The 16,432-nt window shown below is 44.7% G+C and carries 22 protein-coding genes and 3 tRNA genes; 12 read left to right on the top strand and 13 right to left on the bottom strand.

Translation table 11 applies throughout. The features are described from left to right. Positions 1 to 13 precede the first annotated feature (13 nt). The 10 genes from ACE6F3_RS05770 to ACE6F3_RS05725 all read left to right on the top strand — a co-directional run bounded on the left by ACE6F3_RS05770 (position 14) and on the right by ACE6F3_RS05725 (position 4,839). Positions 14 to 208 (top strand): hypothetical protein, encoded by a 195-nt coding sequence (locus ACE6F3_RS05770; RefSeq protein WP_392654613.1) that lies wholly within the window; start codon positions 14 to 16, stop codon positions 206 to 208. Positions 209 to 227: 19 nt separating this feature from the next. Next, a complete protein-coding gene (locus tag ACE6F3_RS05765; protein ID WP_392654612.1) occupies positions 228 to 521 on the top strand; it encodes a hypothetical protein in 294 nt (97 codons plus the stop codon). Positions 522 to 824: 303 nt separating this feature from the next. Next, positions 825 to 1,274, top strand: coding sequence for a hypothetical protein (locus tag ACE6F3_RS05760; protein WP_392654610.1), 450 nt, complete (start codon positions 825 to 827; stop codon positions 1,272 to 1,274). Positions 1,275 to 1,534: 260 nt separating this feature from the next. Then, the gene (locus ACE6F3_RS05755) at positions 1,535 to 1,678 is read left to right on the top strand and encodes a hypothetical protein (protein ID WP_392654609.1); all 144 of its coding nucleotides are present in this window, start codon (positions 1,535 to 1,537) and stop codon (positions 1,676 to 1,678) included. A gap of 13 nt (positions 1,679 to 1,691) precedes the next feature. Then, a complete protein-coding gene (locus ACE6F3_RS05750; protein ID WP_392654607.1) occupies positions 1,692 to 2,279 on the top strand; it encodes a hypothetical protein in 588 nt (195 codons plus the stop codon). Continuing rightward, positions 2,272 to 2,568 carry a hypothetical protein gene (locus ACE6F3_RS05745; RefSeq protein WP_392654605.1) on the top strand — a complete coding sequence of 99 codons (297 nt, stop codon included), beginning with the start codon at positions 2,272 to 2,274 and terminating at the stop codon, positions 2,566 to 2,568. The genes ACE6F3_RS05750 and ACE6F3_RS05745 overlap by 8 nt, the downstream gene beginning before the upstream one ends. A gap of 98 nt (positions 2,569 to 2,666) precedes the next feature. After that, complete coding sequence (locus ACE6F3_RS05740; RefSeq protein WP_392654603.1) at positions 2,667 to 3,500, top strand: hypothetical protein; 834 nt, start codon at positions 2,667 to 2,669, stop codon at positions 3,498 to 3,500. A 44-nt stretch (positions 3,501 to 3,544) separates the two neighbouring features. After that, positions 3,545 to 3,844, top strand: a complete 300-nt coding sequence (locus tag ACE6F3_RS05735; RefSeq protein ID WP_392654602.1) for a hypothetical protein — start codon at positions 3,545 to 3,547, stop codon at positions 3,842 to 3,844. Positions 3,845 to 4,068: 224 nt separating this feature from the next. Then, positions 4,069 to 4,485 carry a hypothetical protein gene (locus tag ACE6F3_RS05730; protein WP_392654600.1) on the top strand — a complete coding sequence of 139 codons (417 nt, stop codon included), beginning with the start codon at positions 4,069 to 4,071 and terminating at the stop codon, positions 4,483 to 4,485. A gap of 117 nt (positions 4,486 to 4,602) precedes the next feature. After that, positions 4,603 to 4,839, top strand: coding sequence for a hypothetical protein (locus tag ACE6F3_RS05725; protein ID WP_392654598.1), 237 nt, complete (start codon positions 4,603 to 4,605; stop codon positions 4,837 to 4,839). Positions 4,840 to 5,133: 294 nt separating this feature from the next. On the opposite strand, the gene ACE6F3_RS05720 is transcribed toward ACE6F3_RS05725, so the two are convergent. Together ACE6F3_RS05720 and hflX are read right to left on the bottom strand one after the other, a co-directional pair. Beyond that, positions 5,134 to 5,337, bottom strand: a complete 204-nt coding sequence (locus ACE6F3_RS05720; protein WP_077975234.1) for a hypothetical protein — start codon at positions 5,335 to 5,337, stop codon at positions 5,134 to 5,136. A gap of 9 nt (positions 5,338 to 5,346) precedes the next feature. Beyond that, on the bottom strand, positions 5,347 to 6,555 hold the full coding sequence (gene hflX / locus ACE6F3_RS05715) for a GTPase HflX (protein ID WP_096476592.1): 1,209 nt from the start codon (positions 6,553 to 6,555) through the stop codon (positions 5,347 to 5,349). A 146-nt stretch (positions 6,556 to 6,701) separates the two neighbouring features. Between hflX and ACE6F3_RS05710 the strand changes: the two genes are divergently transcribed. After that, positions 6,702 to 7,499 (top strand): SDR family NAD(P)-dependent oxidoreductase, encoded by a 798-nt coding sequence (locus ACE6F3_RS05710; protein ID WP_041341790.1) that lies wholly within the window; start codon positions 6,702 to 6,704, stop codon positions 7,497 to 7,499. A gap of 73 nt (positions 7,500 to 7,572) precedes the next feature. Here the strand turns inward: ACE6F3_RS05710 and ACE6F3_RS05705 are convergent. Together ACE6F3_RS05705 and ACE6F3_RS05700 are read right to left on the bottom strand one after the other, a co-directional pair. After that, positions 7,573 to 7,647: transfer RNA gene (locus ACE6F3_RS05705), tRNA-Ile, on the bottom strand. A gap of 16 nt (positions 7,648 to 7,663) precedes the next feature. Continuing rightward, complete coding sequence (locus ACE6F3_RS05700; RefSeq protein WP_096476591.1) at positions 7,664 to 8,050, bottom strand: zinc ribbon domain-containing protein; 387 nt, start codon at positions 8,048 to 8,050, stop codon at positions 7,664 to 7,666. Positions 8,051 to 8,199: 149 nt separating this feature from the next. On the opposite strand from ACE6F3_RS05700, the gene ACE6F3_RS05695 reads away from it, so the two are divergent. Next, positions 8,200 to 8,274: transfer RNA gene (locus ACE6F3_RS05695), tRNA-Gly, on the top strand. A gap of 34 nt (positions 8,275 to 8,308) precedes the next feature. Here ACE6F3_RS05695 and ACE6F3_RS05690 read toward each other — a convergent pair. The 9 genes from ACE6F3_RS05690 to ACE6F3_RS05650 form a co-directional block, all read right to left on the bottom strand. Continuing rightward, on the bottom strand, positions 8,309 to 9,778 hold the full coding sequence (locus ACE6F3_RS05690) for an NAD(P)/FAD-dependent oxidoreductase (protein ID WP_096476590.1): 1,470 nt from the start codon (positions 9,776 to 9,778) through the stop codon (positions 8,309 to 8,311). A gap of 461 nt (positions 9,779 to 10,239) precedes the next feature. Beyond that, positions 10,240 to 10,317, bottom strand: a tRNA-Pro gene (locus tag ACE6F3_RS05685). Positions 10,318 to 10,371: 54 nt separating this feature from the next. After that, positions 10,372 to 11,094 carry a 2Fe-2S iron-sulfur cluster-binding protein gene (locus tag ACE6F3_RS05680; protein ID WP_096476589.1) on the bottom strand — a complete coding sequence of 241 codons (723 nt, stop codon included), beginning with the start codon at positions 11,092 to 11,094 and terminating at the stop codon, positions 10,372 to 10,374. Between the two features lie 12 nt (positions 11,095 to 11,106). Beyond that, positions 11,107 to 12,978 carry an NADH-quinone oxidoreductase subunit NuoF gene (locus tag ACE6F3_RS05675; RefSeq protein ID WP_077975230.1) on the bottom strand — a complete coding sequence of 624 codons (1,872 nt, stop codon included), beginning with the start codon at positions 12,976 to 12,978 and terminating at the stop codon, positions 11,107 to 11,109. Next, positions 12,971 to 13,450, bottom strand: a complete 480-nt coding sequence (locus ACE6F3_RS05670) for an NAD(P)H-dependent oxidoreductase subunit E (protein ID WP_058292058.1) — start codon at positions 13,448 to 13,450, stop codon at positions 12,971 to 12,973. Before ACE6F3_RS05670 ends, ACE6F3_RS05675 begins: the two co-directional genes overlap by 8 nt. After that, positions 13,426 to 14,367, bottom strand: coding sequence for a pyruvate synthase subunit PorB (gene porB, locus ACE6F3_RS05665; protein ID WP_010936466.1), 942 nt, complete (start codon positions 14,365 to 14,367; stop codon positions 13,426 to 13,428). Before porB ends, ACE6F3_RS05670 begins: the two co-directional genes overlap by 25 nt. Further along, positions 14,367 to 15,539, bottom strand: coding sequence for a transketolase C-terminal domain-containing protein (locus ACE6F3_RS05660; protein WP_041341777.1), 1,173 nt, complete (start codon positions 15,537 to 15,539; stop codon positions 14,367 to 14,369). The genes porB and ACE6F3_RS05660 overlap by 1 nt, the downstream gene beginning before the upstream one ends. Beyond that, positions 15,539 to 15,835, bottom strand: coding sequence for a 4Fe-4S binding protein (locus ACE6F3_RS05655; protein WP_041223350.1), 297 nt, complete (start codon positions 15,833 to 15,835; stop codon positions 15,539 to 15,541). Before ACE6F3_RS05655 ends, ACE6F3_RS05660 begins: the two co-directional genes overlap by 1 nt. Further along, the gene (locus ACE6F3_RS05650; RefSeq protein WP_010936463.1) at positions 15,828 to 16,400 is read right to left on the bottom strand and encodes a 2-oxoacid:acceptor oxidoreductase family protein; all 573 of its coding nucleotides are present in this window, start codon (positions 16,398 to 16,400) and stop codon (positions 15,828 to 15,830) included. Before ACE6F3_RS05650 ends, ACE6F3_RS05655 begins: the two co-directional genes overlap by 8 nt. Positions 16,401 to 16,432 lie beyond the last annotated feature (32 nt).

Below are 16,432 nucleotides of genomic sequence, written 5' to 3'. Positions count from 1 at the left end.
AGGAGTAAGTGAGATGCTTTACGTTTTATGGGGATATCTTCCACCAGACCAGCCATATATGGAAACTATAATAAAAGAAACGAATGACCAAGCCAACGCAAAAACAGCTTTAGCCGAAGCGGATAAGAAGGGATACAAGGGTTTGAGAATAGCTAATTATGCCGATATCCCAGCTAAGCCAAATTTTATAGGAACAATCAGTATTTAGGTAAAAGGAGACACCCGAAATGTATTGCACGATAGAAGGTAAAACAACAAATGTTGTCAGGAATGAAAAACTAGAACGAATTAATAGTTATTTAAACGCTGTTTTGAACAACATGGATAAACGCAAGGAGTTTATTAAAAATGGACAAATTGTACATGTAAATGAACTTATCTTGTCCAAGCTCAACCGAGAACTTGAAGGAGCAAAAACAGCACTTTATCACGCTGGTTACACCCTCCGTAAAGAACGTTCTGGAACAGATACGGAAGGTTACCATTACATCCTTTCAGAAACACCACCCAGCAAATACTAAAGTCCGAAACGCCTAGCAATAGGCGTATATGGGTAAAACCCATACTGAAGAGGACTAAAAAGGAGCTAGAAGAAATGCGTATACTCAGATACCAACAAGGATATTGTCAAGACTGCCTTTGCAGTAATCCCACAGTTAAGCAACCGCTCACTTTGCACAATGGCAAATATATTTGTAATGACTGCCTCAGTCAGATAATAGACGCCGAGCGATTGCCTTACATTACGGTAAGCACTAACAAAAAGCCAATAGAAGCCGTACTAGTGGCTAGCAGATAAAGAACAAATAAAGGAGATTAAGAAAATGGGAAGACTAATGCACTTAGAAGCCGTTTATTATATACCGGATAGCCTCAGAGATGAAGCATCAACGTTAATCAAAGATACAGAACTAGTGCCAGACCTATTTAAAGGCGTTAAAAACATAACTGCCAGCCTAATAGAATGGACAGGGAGTAATTTTTTCCACCGATTCTTTGCAGATAATACAATAGATGATGAAGCTAACGGTATCCCTATGTATGTAGCGATAACAGATTTAAAAGAGCTACTTAACCGTTGTAAGACAGTAAAAGATTCCCATTTCTTAGCCAACGAGCTATTGCCTTGTGTAGATGAACAAGAACCAGACGAAGCATATTTTGAAGACATTGAATACGCTATTGCAGAGCTGGAGCGGATTATACCTCGCTTAGAAATAGTATCACTAAGCAGAGGTATGTGTCTTGACATCAATTATACGGCATCTTGGTAAAGAGAGGCTTCATAGGCGGTAACAAAATAGGCAATATCTTCAAACGTAAGAGTAGACCAGCATAAATTTGACCGTAACCAATCTAGGTTAGATTTACGCCGAAGCTTACGAGACGAGAACTTTGCCAGCAAAAGCCGACTATCTGGATTAGAGAGCATCAAGGACAAAATGTGAACACCACTAGGCAAGCTCTCATTTAACACACTATATATTATACCATATTAGACCCCTTAAAACTCTTGACATAGGAGATGTATTTTATGAAAGGCGAAATATCTGTTGTTACATGGAGACAAGACGATAGACTGCCATTAGTGGGTGTCATACTCACTAACTACATGGGTAAAAGTTTTGAAGTCATCAAGGTTCACAAAAAAGAACTCACTCTTAAACAGTTAAATTAAAGGAGTAGAAACAATGACCGTTAAAGAAGTAGTCCAAACATTCTCATTTGATGAATTGACACCAGAGGCACAAGAAAGGGCATTAGAAGTACATAGGGAAGCTCTCAGGAATGATACTTGGTTTTACGGCACATTAGACAATACCATAACACCAGTAGCCGAGTTTTTGGGTATTGACCTAGAAAATATCAATTGGCAAAGGTTCTACCGCAACGAGGGTGAAGGTGCTTGCTTCATTGGTACGTATAAGTATCTACCAAATGCAACAGAGAATATCAAGAAGTTATTCCCCAATGACGCTTTAATAATCAAACTTGCTGAAGACTTGCAGGTATTACAATCAGCTCACGCTTATAACCTTGAAGCCTCTGTTGAGTATGCTGGCTGTATTTGTCATAAGGATTTTGCTGTCATCAAAAGCAATCCAAATAATAACCGATTAGATGAACTGCTCAGGGATTTTATGGGTTGGATATATACCAAACTCAAAAACGATTTTGAACTCTTGTCTTCCATGGAAGTTTGTGAGGACATATTTAATAATAATAACTATTTGTTCTCACTGGATGGTACGCCTTTATGCGAGGAAGAATATGCCTAACAGTGAAGTTAAATTCGTAACTAATACAAAGGACTTACACTTAATTGAGGCTATTGCAGTCCGGGCAGTAAAGGATTTGCAACTGGACAAATTGAGTACAGGCATGGATTTATCAGCTTGCCACGCTAATGGAAATCCATTAAGACTCAAAGAGCTATTAGAGGCAGACGCCTTCAACTTCACGCATGATATTTGTGGTATTTACAATTTTATCAATAGAGATACTGGCAAATTGGAGCATGGCTTCAGGCCTCGCTATTCAGAGCCAACAAAGAGGGAGGCCGTATAAGGCAAAGAGGGGCAAATATAATAGAAAAGGGTATATTACCACACCAGAAGGCCACCAGATGGACACCAATAAATAAGATTTTAAGGAAGGGTATTGCCATGAAAACAACTATACGAATAACCAACAAGATACAGGCTTTAACCAATACAGCCATAGCCAAAGAGGGCAGATTTGACCTTCAGATGATATGCTTCAGAGAAGGTATAGCATACTCCTCTAATGGTTATATGCTATCTCTTCATAAATCTTCTTATCTGGGAAGCGAGCCTATTTGTTTATTGGCTTCAGATATAAAAGCTTTGAAAATTCCTGCTAAATCCAATGGAGTCTTATTAGATATTGACACAGAGCAAGGTATTGCCATACCGGATAATGGGCAAGCTAATATCATTGTTCAGAAAGTAACCTATTGTAATGTGTCTCATATATTTGAAGCACAAAAGACAAGGATACGCATTGTATTCAACCCTGATTTTATGATAAAGACTTTAAAAGCAATTAATCCGAAGAGTACACAAGGTGATTTTAATCGTTGTGCCATGTCTATTGATAGTGCTTCCAGTAAGATTGTTCTGGAACATTTCATCAATGATCCAGAACCAGAAGGTATTGGCTTTATAATGCCAATGTGCGATCCTCATTTATCATCACTGGATCGGTCTATTCAGCTATTCCCAATCTTGAAGGATATATTAACCATAGATGATTTTGATGCCTTTGGAAACAATGCCATGACTTCGGCAGATGCCAATGTAGATGATGGGTTATTATGGGCAAAGCAAATGCTTGAGAAATTACCGGAAGCTGTTGTCTATACACAGTGTGATAACGATAACGGGAATGACGAATGTATATATATGCGTGGCTTCCATTTAGTGAATCGGACCGGAGTATATGCGATCATAGATAACAAGCCAATTAAGAAGGACTAAAGAATACTCTTGACATAATATTTATTATATAAAGGGAGAAAGACATGACACAGGTAAAAGATACACGTTGTCCGGCTGGATCTATAGTTATGGGCCTTAATTGCGTTGGCTACTTAGTTAAAGCTAATGTGGTTAAATTAGTAGGTAATTCCTCATATATGCTTATAGAAAATGGTCTTAAGCATGCAGAGGTTTCACGAGCTAATAAATGGCATAAATACGATGAACAGGTTTTCAATGAACTTAAAGACCTAGAACGTAGTGAGAATGAAATATGTATGAAAAGAACTAACGCTTGGCTAAATTATCTTCGTAAGCTAGATAAGGAGGCGTTAAGTGAATAAGAGAGACATGATATATACGCAAGTCCGTTTCCCAAAAGAGCTACTTCGCAAAGCTAAAGCGGAGGCTTCTTTACAGGGAGTTACGTTGCAAGCTTTCCTTGCAGATTGTGTAAGCCAGAGGCTAAATAACAGTAATTACGTTAAGCCGATTTAACTACATCATTGACAATTATCAGGTTATGATTTATCATGTTATATAAAACATAAAGAAAGGAGTGAAGAGAATGGACAAACTTGTAAACGATAAAGATCTTGCAAAGGCGATAAATGATAACCCGTCAATAACCAACAAAGAGTTGGCTATAATGTTCGGCTGTAAAGAGCCTACGATCCGGTTGCACAAATCTAATCTTCGCAAAAAAGGCTTGATAGGTTATACTTATGCCGCTGAAAAACCGGCCCTAAAAGCCTCTGTATTGCCTGCGTCTACTAATCTGCCTAACTTCATATCTAACATGGTAGAGGTAGTTGCTAAAGCCAATCAGGCAGTAACGCTAGAAGAACGTGTTGCGGAGTTAGAAGCCAGACTGGAGCAGGAACGCCTTCTCCGGCAAAACGCTGAAAGAAAGTGTTCTGAATATGAAGAATTGAACAGGAGGTTTAGTCTAGCCACACAGCAAAAATCTGCTTTCGGTGATTAAATTATTCTTTTAAGGGGGTGCAGGATCTTGATCAATAACATGGGTAGCTCCAGTAATCTAAGTGCAATAGGGGCGATGCAAGCAAATCCCAAACTTGAGTCAATGCTGTGTAATTCTATGGCTGAAGAATTTAAGAAATTATCTGCTACTATGTCTGAAGCCGAATTAGCCGGATTCATGAAAGGCATTGATTATGTGTGTGGAATTTTCCCTAAAGCACAAGAATTGATTTTGGAAAACCCTTCCAGCGATAATGCAGAGTTACGTAAAGTTGCTGAAGCTAGTAATTACATAACATATATAGTGCGAACCATTCCACAGCTTAGTTTTAGGGGTTCTACCCCAAACCAATAACCAGGAAAATAATTTAGATATATTTTGTAATATATCTTTGACTTTTGCTTACAGACAAATACATGGATATTTTAGAAAAAGAAAAATTGTTCAGAAAATTTAGCCTATACCCTACAGGCCGTGACCCCGCTGCTCAACAGCAATCACACTGGCCTAAAACCTACTAATAGTAAGTTATGCTGATGTTAATTGAGCATAATACATTAAAGGGTAATAATTTATTAAGGGAATTGTATTGCCCGCCCTTACAAAAGCCCTAGATTTGGATTCTAGAGGCTTGTATATTTCATACGTTTATTCGGCTGTATTTCCCATTTGGCCAAGCCCATTTAGCTTGTTCAGAGCCTTTGTTTCTTCTTCATCTATAGCTGCTAAATCATAATAGAAATAATAGTCTTCACAGGCACCCTTTTTGGACAATAATTCTCTCCGGCGGCTAAGCACCTTTGATAATTCATCCAAACAGGACATCATACTATCAGCCAGTTCTTTTTCCATTTATCACCGTTATTTCTTTCCGCCGACATCTTCATCATAAACCGCATATCCGGGATTAAACCCCATGCCTATCAATTTTTCTTTCAGCCTGAGGTTAAATTCAGCTAAGCCCCAGCGCTTCGCAGCTGAAATAAGCACTGTATCTTCCGCCACAGGGCATTCCGCCTTCAGTAAGCTTAAAGCCTCATCTTCAGTCCATTTGCGGCTGTTATCCAGCTTCAGGTCTATCTTATTCATAGCCGTCAGGCGGGGTTTTTCAGCTACCCCCATATCTCCAAGTATTTTTTCCACTGTCTGGCACTGTTCAAAGGCATTTTTTGCTGTTATGTCAACCACATGCACCAGCAGGTCTGCCTGGTTTATTTCCTCCAGCGTAGCCCTAAAAGCCTTCACAATAGCCGGGGGTAACTTCCGGATAAACCCTACTGTATCTGTCAGCAGTACATTACCCAGTCCGTTTATATACATTCTCCTGGTAGTCGGGTCAAGCGTGGCAAAAAGTTTGTTTTCAACCAAAACATCAGCTTTGACCACCGCATTAAGCAGACTGCTCTTACCGCTATTTGTGTAACCAACCAGGGAAACCACCGGCACGCCCCGCATACGCCTTCTCTCCCGGTATAAGTCCCGGTGAGTTGTTACGTCGTCCAACTGTTCTTGAAGGTTGCGTATCTTGGTACGGATAATACGTTTATCGGTTTCAAGCTGTGATTCACCCGGGCCTCTGGTGCCTATCCCGCCGCCAAGTCTTTCAAGATGACTCCATTGGCCGGCCAGCCGGGGCAATATATACTGCATTTGAGCCAGCTCTACCTGAAGCTGACCCTCACGGGTATGGGCATGTTTAGCAAATATATCCAAGATGAGCGCTACCCGGTCAATCACTTTAACCCCTAGCGCTTCTTCCAATAATCTCTGCTGAATAGGCGAAAGTTCATCATCAAAAATGACCAGGTTATAGCCAAGCTCTTTTTTCAGCTCAACCAGTTCATCCAGTTTGCCTTTTCCCAGGTATGAGTTTCGGGCAGGTGCCTGAAGTTTCTGGGTCAAACGCCCTACCACTGTTGCACCGGCAGTAAGCACCAGCTGAGCTAACTCATCTAAAGAATCCTCTATAGACCAGTTTGCGTTATTATCAGTATCCACCGCCACCAGAACAGCTTTTTCCGGCTGAATTATTACGCTATTTATAGATGCCTTATTGATAATAGCCTCCAGTTATGTAAAGTAAATACATATTTATCTATTATATACCATATTGCTCACATAATTAAGTTAAATCAGGTATTGACACACACCCGCCTGATAAATCAAAATAAATAAGGGCTAGTACCAATGGATTAATACTGTTAGGAGGAAAAACCATGATGACCGTAGCCGAGTTATTTGACCTAAGCGGCAAGGTGGCTATTGTAACCGGTGGCGCAATGGGTATTGGAAAAGGTATTTCCATGCGTTTGGCCGAAGCAGGCGCCAGTATAATGATTCCGGACTTAAACCTTGAAGTCGCCCAAAAGACCGCAGCTGAAATTAAGGCTCTCGGAGGCAAGGCAGCGGCAATCCAGGCTGATGTAAGTAATATAAGTGATGCTCAAAAAGTCGTAGATGCCACCATCAAGGAGTTTGGCGACCTGAATATTATGGTGAATAATGCCGGCATTTATCGCTTTATGCCTGCCATAGATATGACCGAAGCCATGTGGGATAAAACCCTTGGCATAAACCTTAAAGGGCTTATGTTTTTCTCACAGGCAGCCGCCAAAGCCATGATAGCGGCAAAACACGGCGGGAAGATAATAAACATTGCCTCTATAGACGGCTTCCGCCCCACCGGCAACTTATCTCATTATGACGCATCCAAGGGCGGGGTAATAATGCTGACCAAGGCTATGGCACAGGAATGGGCACCCCATGGCATACTGGTTAATGCCGTTGCCCCTGGCGGCATAAACACTCCAGGCGCTTCCGCGCTTACGCCCAGCGGAAGTATGTCAGCCGAACAATTAATGGAGCTATCAAAATCTTTTGTAGAAAAGCTGCCGCTCAAACGGATGGGCGAACCGGACGATATCGGCAAAGTAGTCCTTTTCCTGGCCAGCGCAGCTGCCGATTATATGGTCGGCGGGGTGATTGTAGCTGACGGCGGTGCTCTGCTGGTCTAAAAAACCGAATAGTAATTTCTTAAATAACAAGAGGGGGGAGTTTTCACTCCCCCCTCTTTGCTTTCTATATATATGGTGGGCTCGGTAGGTTTCGAACCTACGACCAAGCGGTTATGAGCCGCCCGCTCTGCCCCTGAGCTACGAGCCCTCAGGATAAAACTGTTTTATACTTCGCGTCCGGTAAAACCAGTGCCGTAGTCTTTGACCTTCTGTTCTTTAGCCTCTTCCTGTTTGGCATATTCCACCCAGGCTTCAGGCCCTTTGCCGCAGGTTTTTTCACGCTCTTCACGCCATTTTTTCAACGGATCAGGATTTTTAATTTTATCTTCAGCTACTTTTTGCTGGGAAATCCACATCTTTTCATTAGCAGAGTCTCTGCGGGATTCAGCTCCATCCTTAGCAAAAGCCACCCCATAGGTAAAATCCGAAATAATCCGGGGTGCATCCGCATTGCAGACAGGGCAAGTAGCAGACAAACTGGACTCACTCCGTGGCCTCATAAGTTCAAAGACTTTGTTACACTTTGAACATGAATATTCATAGATTGGCATGAGTTACCTCCGATGAACTTGTTGTCTTTAATCTGCAAAGAATTCTAACACGTTTTATATCTTCGTTCAAGCAGAAAAGCTGCTGTCTTTACTCATAAAACACCTTTGACATGTCAGGGTGTTCAGGTTAGAATAACCATACAAAATCAGCGGGAGTAACTCAGTGGTAGAGTTCCTGCCTTCCAAGCAGGCTGTCGCGGGTTCGAGCCCCGTCTCCCGCTCCATACTTTCCCCTGTTTATATATCTAACTGAAAGCCTTACAGCCGGCTTATCACTGTATCCAGCCTGTCCTTATAACCAGGCCAGTAGCGCAGTACCAGCCTGACAAATGGATTGCGCTGCATTTTTATTGTATAGCTGACATCCGCTGCCCGTTTTATTATCCCTTCTTCATAAGTAGGATAAATATGGGGAATGGTGTGCAGTTTTGAAAGCGGCTTATTCAGGCACTTTACTATTTGCAGTTCATGGACAAGGTTTTCGGCATGGGAACACAGCAGATGTGCCCCTATCAACCTGTCATTTTTGTCCAGTATAAATTTGCACAGACCGCGGGTATCATGGTCCATAACCGCCCGGCGCACTTTAGTAAGCGGATAGCGGATAACCCGCACATTATTACCATATTTCCTCCGGGCTTCATCCTCGGTTAAACCGATATGAGCCATTTGAGGTTCGGAATATGTTACCCAAGCCACATCTTCATACCGGGTGCTCTGTTTAAACGGCAAGCAGGCGTTACTTGCCGCCAAAATAGCCTGTTTTTCCGCCATCATACCCAGTTGGATAGGTCCGGCCACATCACCGGCTGCAAAGATGTTTGAAGAGCTGGTTTGAAGCCTGTTATTGATACTGATACCCCGGGGAGTATACTTAACACCAGCTTTTTCCAGTGCAAGACCGGCTACATTTGCCCGTCTGCCTACTGTTACCAACACCGTCTCGGAAGATATTTCACTAATCTTGCCTTCGCGCGTCTGCATTTCAAGTTTCAGACTGCCATCAGTCTGACTTTGAAAGCGAACGGCTTTAGTGGATATATGAATATTTAAGTTTTCTTCAGCATTCAGGTATTCCAGTAACAAGGCACTTAGTTCGGTATCGTCCTTCGGCAATATACGGTCTGCCATTTCAATAATATCTACTTTGCAGCCCAGCCAGGCAAAAGCCAGCCCCAACTCAATACCGGCCGGACCCCCGCCTAACACTATCATAGAAGATGGTATAGCCTTTATGTCAAATACAGTCTCATTAGTATAATAGGGTATATCAGACAGTCCTTCTACCGGGGGAATTGCCGGGCTTGAGCCGGTTGCAATAATAAAGTGCTTGGCAGATATAAGCTGTCCGTTTAGACTTACCTGATGACGGCCGTTAAATACCGCCTCACCATTTAATATATCTATGCCCGTGTTTACTAAACTTGCAAAATCATCAATCCGGGAAATATTTTCCAGCACCGAGTGCAGGTATGGCATAACATTTTCTGTTTGCAAGTTTACGCTGGCCAGTTTGGTACCGCTGCGGTTATAGTTATTTAATTGACGGATACGCAGACCCAGCTGGAGTAAAGCCTTAGACGGCACGCAGGCATTCCAGGTACAAGCCCCACCCAGTTTACCCTTCTCCACTATGGCCACTTTTTTGCCAAGACCATTTGCAAAAACAGCGGCAGTAAATCCAGCCAGCCCGCCACCGATAACCACCAAATCATATTGATATTTCATATCTGTTCTCTTTCTGCCTGGCAAATCTCTTAACCCAACACAGAACCTAACCCCTCCCCCACCCCGTTCACACTCTATATCAGCGAACCAATCTTTATATTATGTAATCTACAGTCAGGCAAATGTTAATTTTATTCTATCAGGCACTAGCGGCAAGTCAATGCTTTTTTGAGTCAAAAAGAAACTTCGGCTTAAGCTTACGAACTCAAAATATCCAGTCGAAAACTTGGCTGTATATCCTCTTAAGCAGTCAAATGCAATTAACTCTGGCACAAGAGGGCAAAAACAGCTTTTGAGGTTAGTCTAAATATGAAGAGTTAGTCTGAAATAAAGAGGCACAAAACAGAAGTGCGGTCTTTGACTTGGCAGTACGGAAACAGCGATACACCCTGACAGGTAGACCGGTGCATACAGATTGGAAACACAGGGAAGACCGGGATTGAGTTTAGAAAAAAAGGGCCTGGTCGGGGTGAGAGGATTCGAACCTCCGACTTCAGCGTCCCAAACGCTGCGCGCTAACCAGACTGCGCTACACCCCGCAGGCGCCAGTATAACAAAGCTATATTATAGGGTCAAGGACGATTGCCTCAGGACTAGCGGCAATCAGGGCAGATATCAAAAAACTCTGCCGGAACCTCGGTGGTATTCAAGATATGCTTGACCTGTTTTTCGGGAATCCATTCGGCGCCGCACTTGGCACAGCGCTTAAGCTTAAAGCTGACCTGGCAGTTAGGCCAGGTAATAGTACGCATACCATTCCCGTCTTCCATCTTTATAGCCCCGGTTGGGCAGATATAAGCACACGAACCACAGGCAATACAATCTGTTTTATCTTCGTAATAGGGCAAGGCTACTTCACGGCTGGTGCCCCGGCTTACCAGGCTTATAGCGCTCTTACCCACTACCTCAGAGCAAACTCTGGTGCAAAGGGCGCATAAAGTGCACAGATTTTCAGGTTTTTCACTTTCAAACCGGGAGCAGGTAACCCCCAGTTTCTTAGCCATAGCCTGGACACCCTCGGACTGGGGACAGCGTGCCAGCAGCAGCTCTATAACAGTCTTGCGGATATTGGCAATCCGGTCATTCTGGGTGCTGACAGACAAACCCTCTTCAACCTCATACAGACAGGAAGCCACCAGTTTTTTGCGGCCTTTCCGCTCAATTTCCACCATACACAAACGGCAGGCTCCATAAGCTGAAACCGCTTCATCTACGCATAGGGTAGGAATAAAAATACCATGCCGGTTGGCTACTTCCAGTATTGTCTGACCTTCTTCTGCCTGATATTTCTTGCCGTCTATGGTTAAATTTATCATAGCCACCCTACCTTATCTGATTTCTACGGCGTGGAGCTTACAAGCATCAAAACACGCACCGCATTTAGTACATTTGCTCTGGTCAAGTATGACCGGCATCTTTTTACCCTGTGAAATAATAGCCCCTGTCGGACAGGCTTTGTAACATAAACCGCAGCCGGGGCAATTGGCATCAATGATGTTATAAGTAATAAGGGCTTTACATTCCTTAGCCGGACAGGTCTTCTGGCGGATATGGGCTTCGTACTCATCACGGAAGTATTTAATGGTAGATAAAACCGGATTGGGAGCACTGCCGCCCAAAGCACATAAAGAAGCGTCCTGTATTGCCTGCGAAAGCTGCTCCAGAAGCTCTATATCTCCCTCTTCGCCTTCGCCCTTGGTTATTCTTTCCAGAATCTGGCGCATACGCTTGACACCCTCACGGCAGGGTACACATTTGCCGCAGGATTCTCCCTCAAGGAAGCTCAGGAAGTAACGGGCTATCTCCACCATGCAGTTATCTTCGTCCATAACAATCATGGCACCCGAACCCATCATAGAACCGGCTTTGGTAAGTTCATCAAAGTCTACCGGCAAATCCAGCATACTTTCGGGCAGACAGCCGCCTGAAGGGCCGCCGGTCTGAATAGCCTTGAATTTTTTGCCTTTGGGAATGCCGCCGCCTATATCATATACAATTTCCCGAAGGGTAATACCCATGGGAACTTCAATCAGGCCGGTGTTGTTTACCTTACCCACCAGTGAGAATATTTTGGTGCCCTTGCTGCCCTCTGTACCTATTTTGTTAAACCAGTCTGCACCTTTTTCTATAATCAGGGGTATATTAGCCCAGGTTTCCACATTATTCAGGGTAGTAGGCTTGTCATACAGACCCTTTTCAGAGGTATGAACGTACTTGGCACGGGGTTCGCCGACCTTGCCCTCCAGAGAGGCCATAAGTGCCGTGGACTCACCGCAGACAAAGGCACCCCCACCCCGGTTGATATGTATTTTCAGGTCAAAGCCGCTGCCCAGTATGTTTTCACCCAGCAGACCATAATCTTCGGCCTGTTTTATAGCCAGAAGGGCGTGCTTTACAGCCATAGGATATTCATCACGGATATAAATATAAGCTTCATGAGAGCCAATAGCATAAGCACCGATAATCATGCCCTCTATAACACTATGGGGATTGCCCTCCATAAGTGAGCGGTCCATAAACGCGCCCGGGTCACCCTCGTCACAGTTGCAGATTACATATTTTACCGGGTCATGGGCGTCCCGGCAGGACTTCCATTTCCAGCCGGTGGGAAAACCGCCGCCGCCCCGCCCGCGCAGTCCGGATTTGATAACTTCTTCCACAATTTCTTCCGGCTTCAGGCCAGATATAGCCTTGGCCAAGGATTTATAGCCGCCCACCGCCAGATAGTCATCTATAGAAGTGGGGTCTATATTGCCGTTGTTGCCGAAAACCAGACGCATCTGTTTTTTATAGAAAGGCACATCATGTTCATGCACCTTTTTGTCTTTGGTCATGGGGTCAACATACAGCAGGCGTTCAATAACTTCATTGTTTTTTATGGTTTTTTCAATGATTTCAGGTATATCTGAAATCTTCAGGCGCTGGTAAAAAATATTCTGGGGGCGGATAACTACCAGCGGGCCGCGTTCGCAAAAGCCGTGACAGCCGGTCGTTCTGACCTCAACCTTATCTCCCAAACCGGCTTTGGAAAGCTCTTCCTCAAAGGCATCGGCAACTTTTTTAGCCCCGTAAGCCTGGCAGCCGGTACCGCAGCAAATAGCAATAACCGTCTTTTGGGAATTCCTGTCTTTAAGGATTTCCTGCCGTTTGGCCTCAAGTTCGGCTACACTGTTAAACTTTTTAATTGCTGTATTAATCATCCTGGCATCCCTCAATCAAAGGTTTAACCTTTTCGGTAGTCATATTGCCTACATACTGCCCGTCCACTACCACCACAGGCCCCAAAGCACAGGCGCCCACGCAGTTTACGGCATCAAGGCTGAATTTCATGTCTGCGGTATTTTCACCGGCACAGCAACCCAGTTTTTCAACCAGTTTATCCAGTATCTTATTAGCACCGCGTACGTGGCAGGCAGTACCCATACATACATGAATAGAGTGTTTGCCCTTGGGTTTCAGGCTGAAAGCCTTGAAGAAAGTGGCCACACTGTAAACCTGGCTCATGGGAACACCCAAGCCCTCGCTTACGGCCTCCAGAGCGGGACGGGGAAGATAGTTGAACTCAGTCTGGATATCCTGCAGTATAGCTACCAGCATACCCTTGTCTTTGGCATATTTATCCAGAATATTTTTAACTTTTGGCGCTACTATTTCTCTAGTTTCGGTGCACATGCCGCCCTCTCTGCAATCTTATTGTATTCCAGCTGAACTCTTTCCTGAATAAGGTCCAGAGATTCTTCTGTCAGGTGGCGGAACCGCCGCTGAAGACTGGTGTACTCACGCAAAGGCTTAAGCTCAGGCGTTTCCATGCTCATTTTGTACTGGCCGTTAACAACCTCATACAGCGGGAAAACACCGGTTTCGACTGCCAAACGCCCTATCTTCACGGTATCCTCAGTGGCACAGCGCCAGCCGGTGGGACAAACAGATAAACAGTGTATATAGGCCGGGCCGTCAGCCGCCAGAGCCTTACCTACTTTTTCAATCATATCAAAAGGATAGCTGGGGCAACAGGTAGCCACATAAGGAATATTATGGGCCACAGCTATGGCCGGCATATCTTTTTTCCATGAGAACTGGCCTTTGCCTACTTTACCGGCCGGTGAGGTAGTGGTGGACGCACCAAAAGGGGTGGCCGAAGAACGCTGGATACCGGTATTCATATAAGCTTCATTGTCAAAACAGATATAAGTGAAGTTATGCCCGCGTTCCATAGCGCCTGAAAGTGCCTGAAGACCAATATCCACAGTTGCACCGTCACCGCCAATGGCTACAATCTTTATATCCCTGTCCTCTATCCTCTTTTTCCGTTTAAGCACCTTTATAGCTGACTCAACGCCAGAGGCAACTGCGGCTGTATTTTCAAACAGGGTATGTATCCAGGGTAAACGCCATGAAGTATACGGGTACTGGGAAGCGATAATTTCCATGCAGCCGGTGGCATTCACTATTATGGTGTTTTCATCCATAGCCTTGGTAGCCAGACGAACTGCCAGAGCCTCACCGCAACCTATACACCCGCGATGACCGGGGGCAAATAACTCACGCTTGGGCAGTAGCTTGGGAACAAATACTGAATAGTTCTGCATCACGCCCTCACTCCATATATTTCGTATTCGTTGGGACTGCCTTTTTCAGCAATCTCCAGACCTTTTTTCATGATATCTTCAAAATTGGCAACAGTTATATCCCGTCCGCCCAAACCGCCGATAATGCTGACAATCTTGGGCTTTTTCTCCAGCGGATACAAAGCAGCCTTAATTTCAGAGCAGACCGGCCCGCCCGGACCGCCTATTGACAGAGCACGGTCCAGAACAATAAGGTTTTTGGCATCTTTAACCGCGTCCCGCAGCTCTTCAAACGGGAAGGGACGCCACAGCCGCAGCCTTACCAGACCGACACTCATACCGTCATCACGCATTTTATCAATGGCGGCCATGGCAGTCTCAGAAAAACTGCCCATGGTGAACAACAGGTTCTCAGCACCTTCGGTGCGGTAGGTCTCAACCGGTTTGTAAGAACGGCCAAACTGTTTTTCAAAGTCTTTCCAGACTTCCAGAATAACGGCTTTAGATTTTTGAAAATCCTGTTCCTGGGCCCACTTGGCTTCGGTAAAAACCACCGGAGGGGCAAAGTCACCCATAGCATGGGGGTTATCAGGATTCAGGGCATAGGGGTAATCATTAACGCTAAGGAAAGCATCTACCTGCGCTCTCTCAGGCATATCAATAGGCTCAATAACATGGGACAGATGGAAACCGTCCAGGTGAACCATAACAGGTAAAAGCACCCTCTTATCTTCGCCTATTTTAAAAGAACAGATAGCGTTATCAACTACTTCCTGCCCGTTTTCAGTAAATATTTGTATCCAGCCTATATCCCGGCAGGACATGACGTCAGAGTGGTCACCCCAAACTGAAAGGGGGCCGGAAAGAGCCCGGTTGGCAACCGCCATTATGACGGGCAGCCGCATGGAGGAAGCCACATAAAGCACTTCGTGCATGAGCTCAAGTCCCTGACCGGCAGTGGCAGTAAAGGTGCGGGCACCGGCTGCTGCCGAGCCCAGGCAGGCACTCAGAGCCGAATGCTCAGATTCTACCGGGATATATTCGGCATCCAGTTCTCCATCGGCCACCATCTCGGCCAAATGCTCAACAATATGTGTCTGAGGAGTAATGGGATAAGCGGCAATAACATCAGCATTGCAAAGCCCGACTGCCTCACTCAGAGCGATAGAAACTTCTACGCCTACTCTGGCCATTATTTCTCCTCCTCATCCTTCATAACAATAGCCCCGGTGGGACATTCATGGGCACAGATACCGCAACCCTTACAATAGAAAAGGTCGGCCTCAAAAAAGCCCTCTTTGGTTTCATTTATACAAGCTTCGGGGCAGAATACATAACACAAGCCGCACTTGATGCACTTTTTAAAATTATGCACAGGCAGCTGGGAACGCCAGTCACCGGTCTTATACTGGCTGGCATTTCCGGGTTCACTGACTATACAGCCAGGGGTCATTTCCTGCCAGGTAATCTTATTTTCCTGTTTAGCCAACTTTAAGCTCCTTTACAGCGGTCTCTTCCAAGGCCTTTTTCATAGCCGCCATATTTTTGGCAGCCAGCTTTCCGAAGCGGTGTTTCAAAGGTTCTTCGAAGTCTTCTATACCTGCCAAACCGGTAGCCTTGATAAGAGCTCCAAGCATGGTTGTATTAACGATATTGACGCCCAGTAATTCTTTGGCAATAGCGGTGGCATCCACTGTGGCTATTTTCCAGCGGTCACCATATTCGGATACGAAATAATCCAGCGGTTTAGTGGTATTTATAATAAGAGTACCGCCTTCTTTGAGCCCGGAAATAACGTTGCCGATAATAACCAGACTGGGGTCAAGTACTACCACAATATCCGGCTCGCTTATACCGGAACGCTCACGGATAGGTTTATCATCACTGATACGGTTGAAAGATTGAACCGGAGCTCCTCTGCGTTCAGGCCCGAAACTGGGGAAAGCCTGGGCATATTTCCCCTTGCCAATTGCCGCCTGAGCGATAAGCTCGGCTGAGGTTACCGCACCCTGACCGCCACGCCCATGCCATCTGATTTCAATAAAATGTTTCATGTCTATGGTGGTAATCCTCCCCGTTTTATAAA

Origin of the sequence: Dehalococcoides sp. THU4 (assembly GCF_043231265.1) — a bacterium.
GTDB lineage: Bacteria > Chloroflexota > Dehalococcoidia > Dehalococcoidales > Dehalococcoidaceae > Dehalococcoides > Dehalococcoides mccartyi.
This window is presented reverse-complemented; position numbering and strand designations above follow the sequence as displayed.

What these genes read in the sequence shown, in the direction of transcription:
- ACE6F3_RS05770 (WP_392654613.1), top strand. Translation starts at nt 14, where the DNA reads ATGCTTTACGTTTTATGGGGATATCTTCCACCAGACCAGCCATATATG.
- ACE6F3_RS05765 (WP_392654612.1), top strand. Translation starts at nt 228, where the DNA reads ATGTATTGCACGATAGAAGGTAAAACAACAAATGTTGTCAGGAATGAA.
- ACE6F3_RS05760 (WP_392654610.1), top strand. Translation starts at nt 825, where the DNA reads ATGGGAAGACTAATGCACTTAGAAGCCGTTTATTATATACCGGATAGC.
- ACE6F3_RS05755 (WP_392654609.1), top strand. Translation starts at nt 1,535, where the DNA reads ATGAAAGGCGAAATATCTGTTGTTACATGGAGACAAGACGATAGACTG.
- ACE6F3_RS05750 (WP_392654607.1), top strand. Translation starts at nt 1,692, where the DNA reads ATGACCGTTAAAGAAGTAGTCCAAACATTCTCATTTGATGAATTGACA.
- ACE6F3_RS05745 (WP_392654605.1), top strand. Translation starts at nt 2,272, where the DNA reads ATGCCTAACAGTGAAGTTAAATTCGTAACTAATACAAAGGACTTACAC.
- ACE6F3_RS05740 (WP_392654603.1), top strand. Translation starts at nt 2,667, where the DNA reads ATGAAAACAACTATACGAATAACCAACAAGATACAGGCTTTAACCAAT.
- ACE6F3_RS05735 (WP_392654602.1), top strand. Translation starts at nt 3,545, where the DNA reads ATGACACAGGTAAAAGATACACGTTGTCCGGCTGGATCTATAGTTATG.
- ACE6F3_RS05730 (WP_392654600.1), top strand. Translation starts at nt 4,069, where the DNA reads ATGGACAAACTTGTAAACGATAAAGATCTTGCAAAGGCGATAAATGAT.
- ACE6F3_RS05725 (WP_392654598.1), top strand. Translation starts at nt 4,603, where the DNA reads ATGGCTGAAGAATTTAAGAAATTATCTGCTACTATGTCTGAAGCCGAA.
- ACE6F3_RS05720 (WP_077975234.1), bottom strand. Translation starts at nt 5,337, where the DNA reads ATGGAAAAAGAACTGGCTGATAGTATGATGTCCTGTTTGGATGAATTA.
- ACE6F3_RS05710 (WP_041341790.1), top strand. Translation starts at nt 6,702, where the DNA reads ATGATGACCGTAGCCGAGTTATTTGACCTAAGCGGCAAGGTGGCTATT.
- ACE6F3_RS05700 (WP_096476591.1), bottom strand. Translation starts at nt 8,050, where the DNA reads ATGCCAATCTATGAATATTCATGTTCAAAGTGTAACAAAGTCTTTGAA.
- ACE6F3_RS05690 (WP_096476590.1), bottom strand. Translation starts at nt 9,778, where the DNA reads ATGAAATATCAATATGATTTGGTGGTTATCGGTGGCGGGCTGGCTGGA.
- ACE6F3_RS05680 (WP_096476589.1), bottom strand. Translation starts at nt 11,094, where the DNA reads ATGATAAATTTAACCATAGACGGCAAGAAATATCAGGCAGAAGAAGGT.
- ACE6F3_RS05675 (WP_077975230.1), bottom strand. Translation starts at nt 12,978, where the DNA reads ATGATTAATACAGCAATTAAAAAGTTTAACAGTGTAGCCGAACTTGAG.
- ACE6F3_RS05670 (WP_058292058.1), bottom strand. Translation starts at nt 13,450, where the DNA reads ATGTGCACCGAAACTAGAGAAATAGTAGCGCCAAAAGTTAAAAATATT.
- porB (WP_010936466.1), bottom strand. Translation starts at nt 14,367, where the DNA reads ATGCAGAACTATTCAGTATTTGTTCCCAAGCTACTGCCCAAGCGTGAG.
- ACE6F3_RS05660 (WP_041341777.1), bottom strand. Translation starts at nt 15,539, where the DNA reads ATGGCCAGAGTAGGCGTAGAAGTTTCTATCGCTCTGAGTGAGGCAGTC.
- ACE6F3_RS05650 (WP_010936463.1), bottom strand. Translation starts at nt 16,400, where the DNA reads ATGAAACATTTTATTGAAATCAGATGGCATGGGCGTGGCGGTCAGGGT.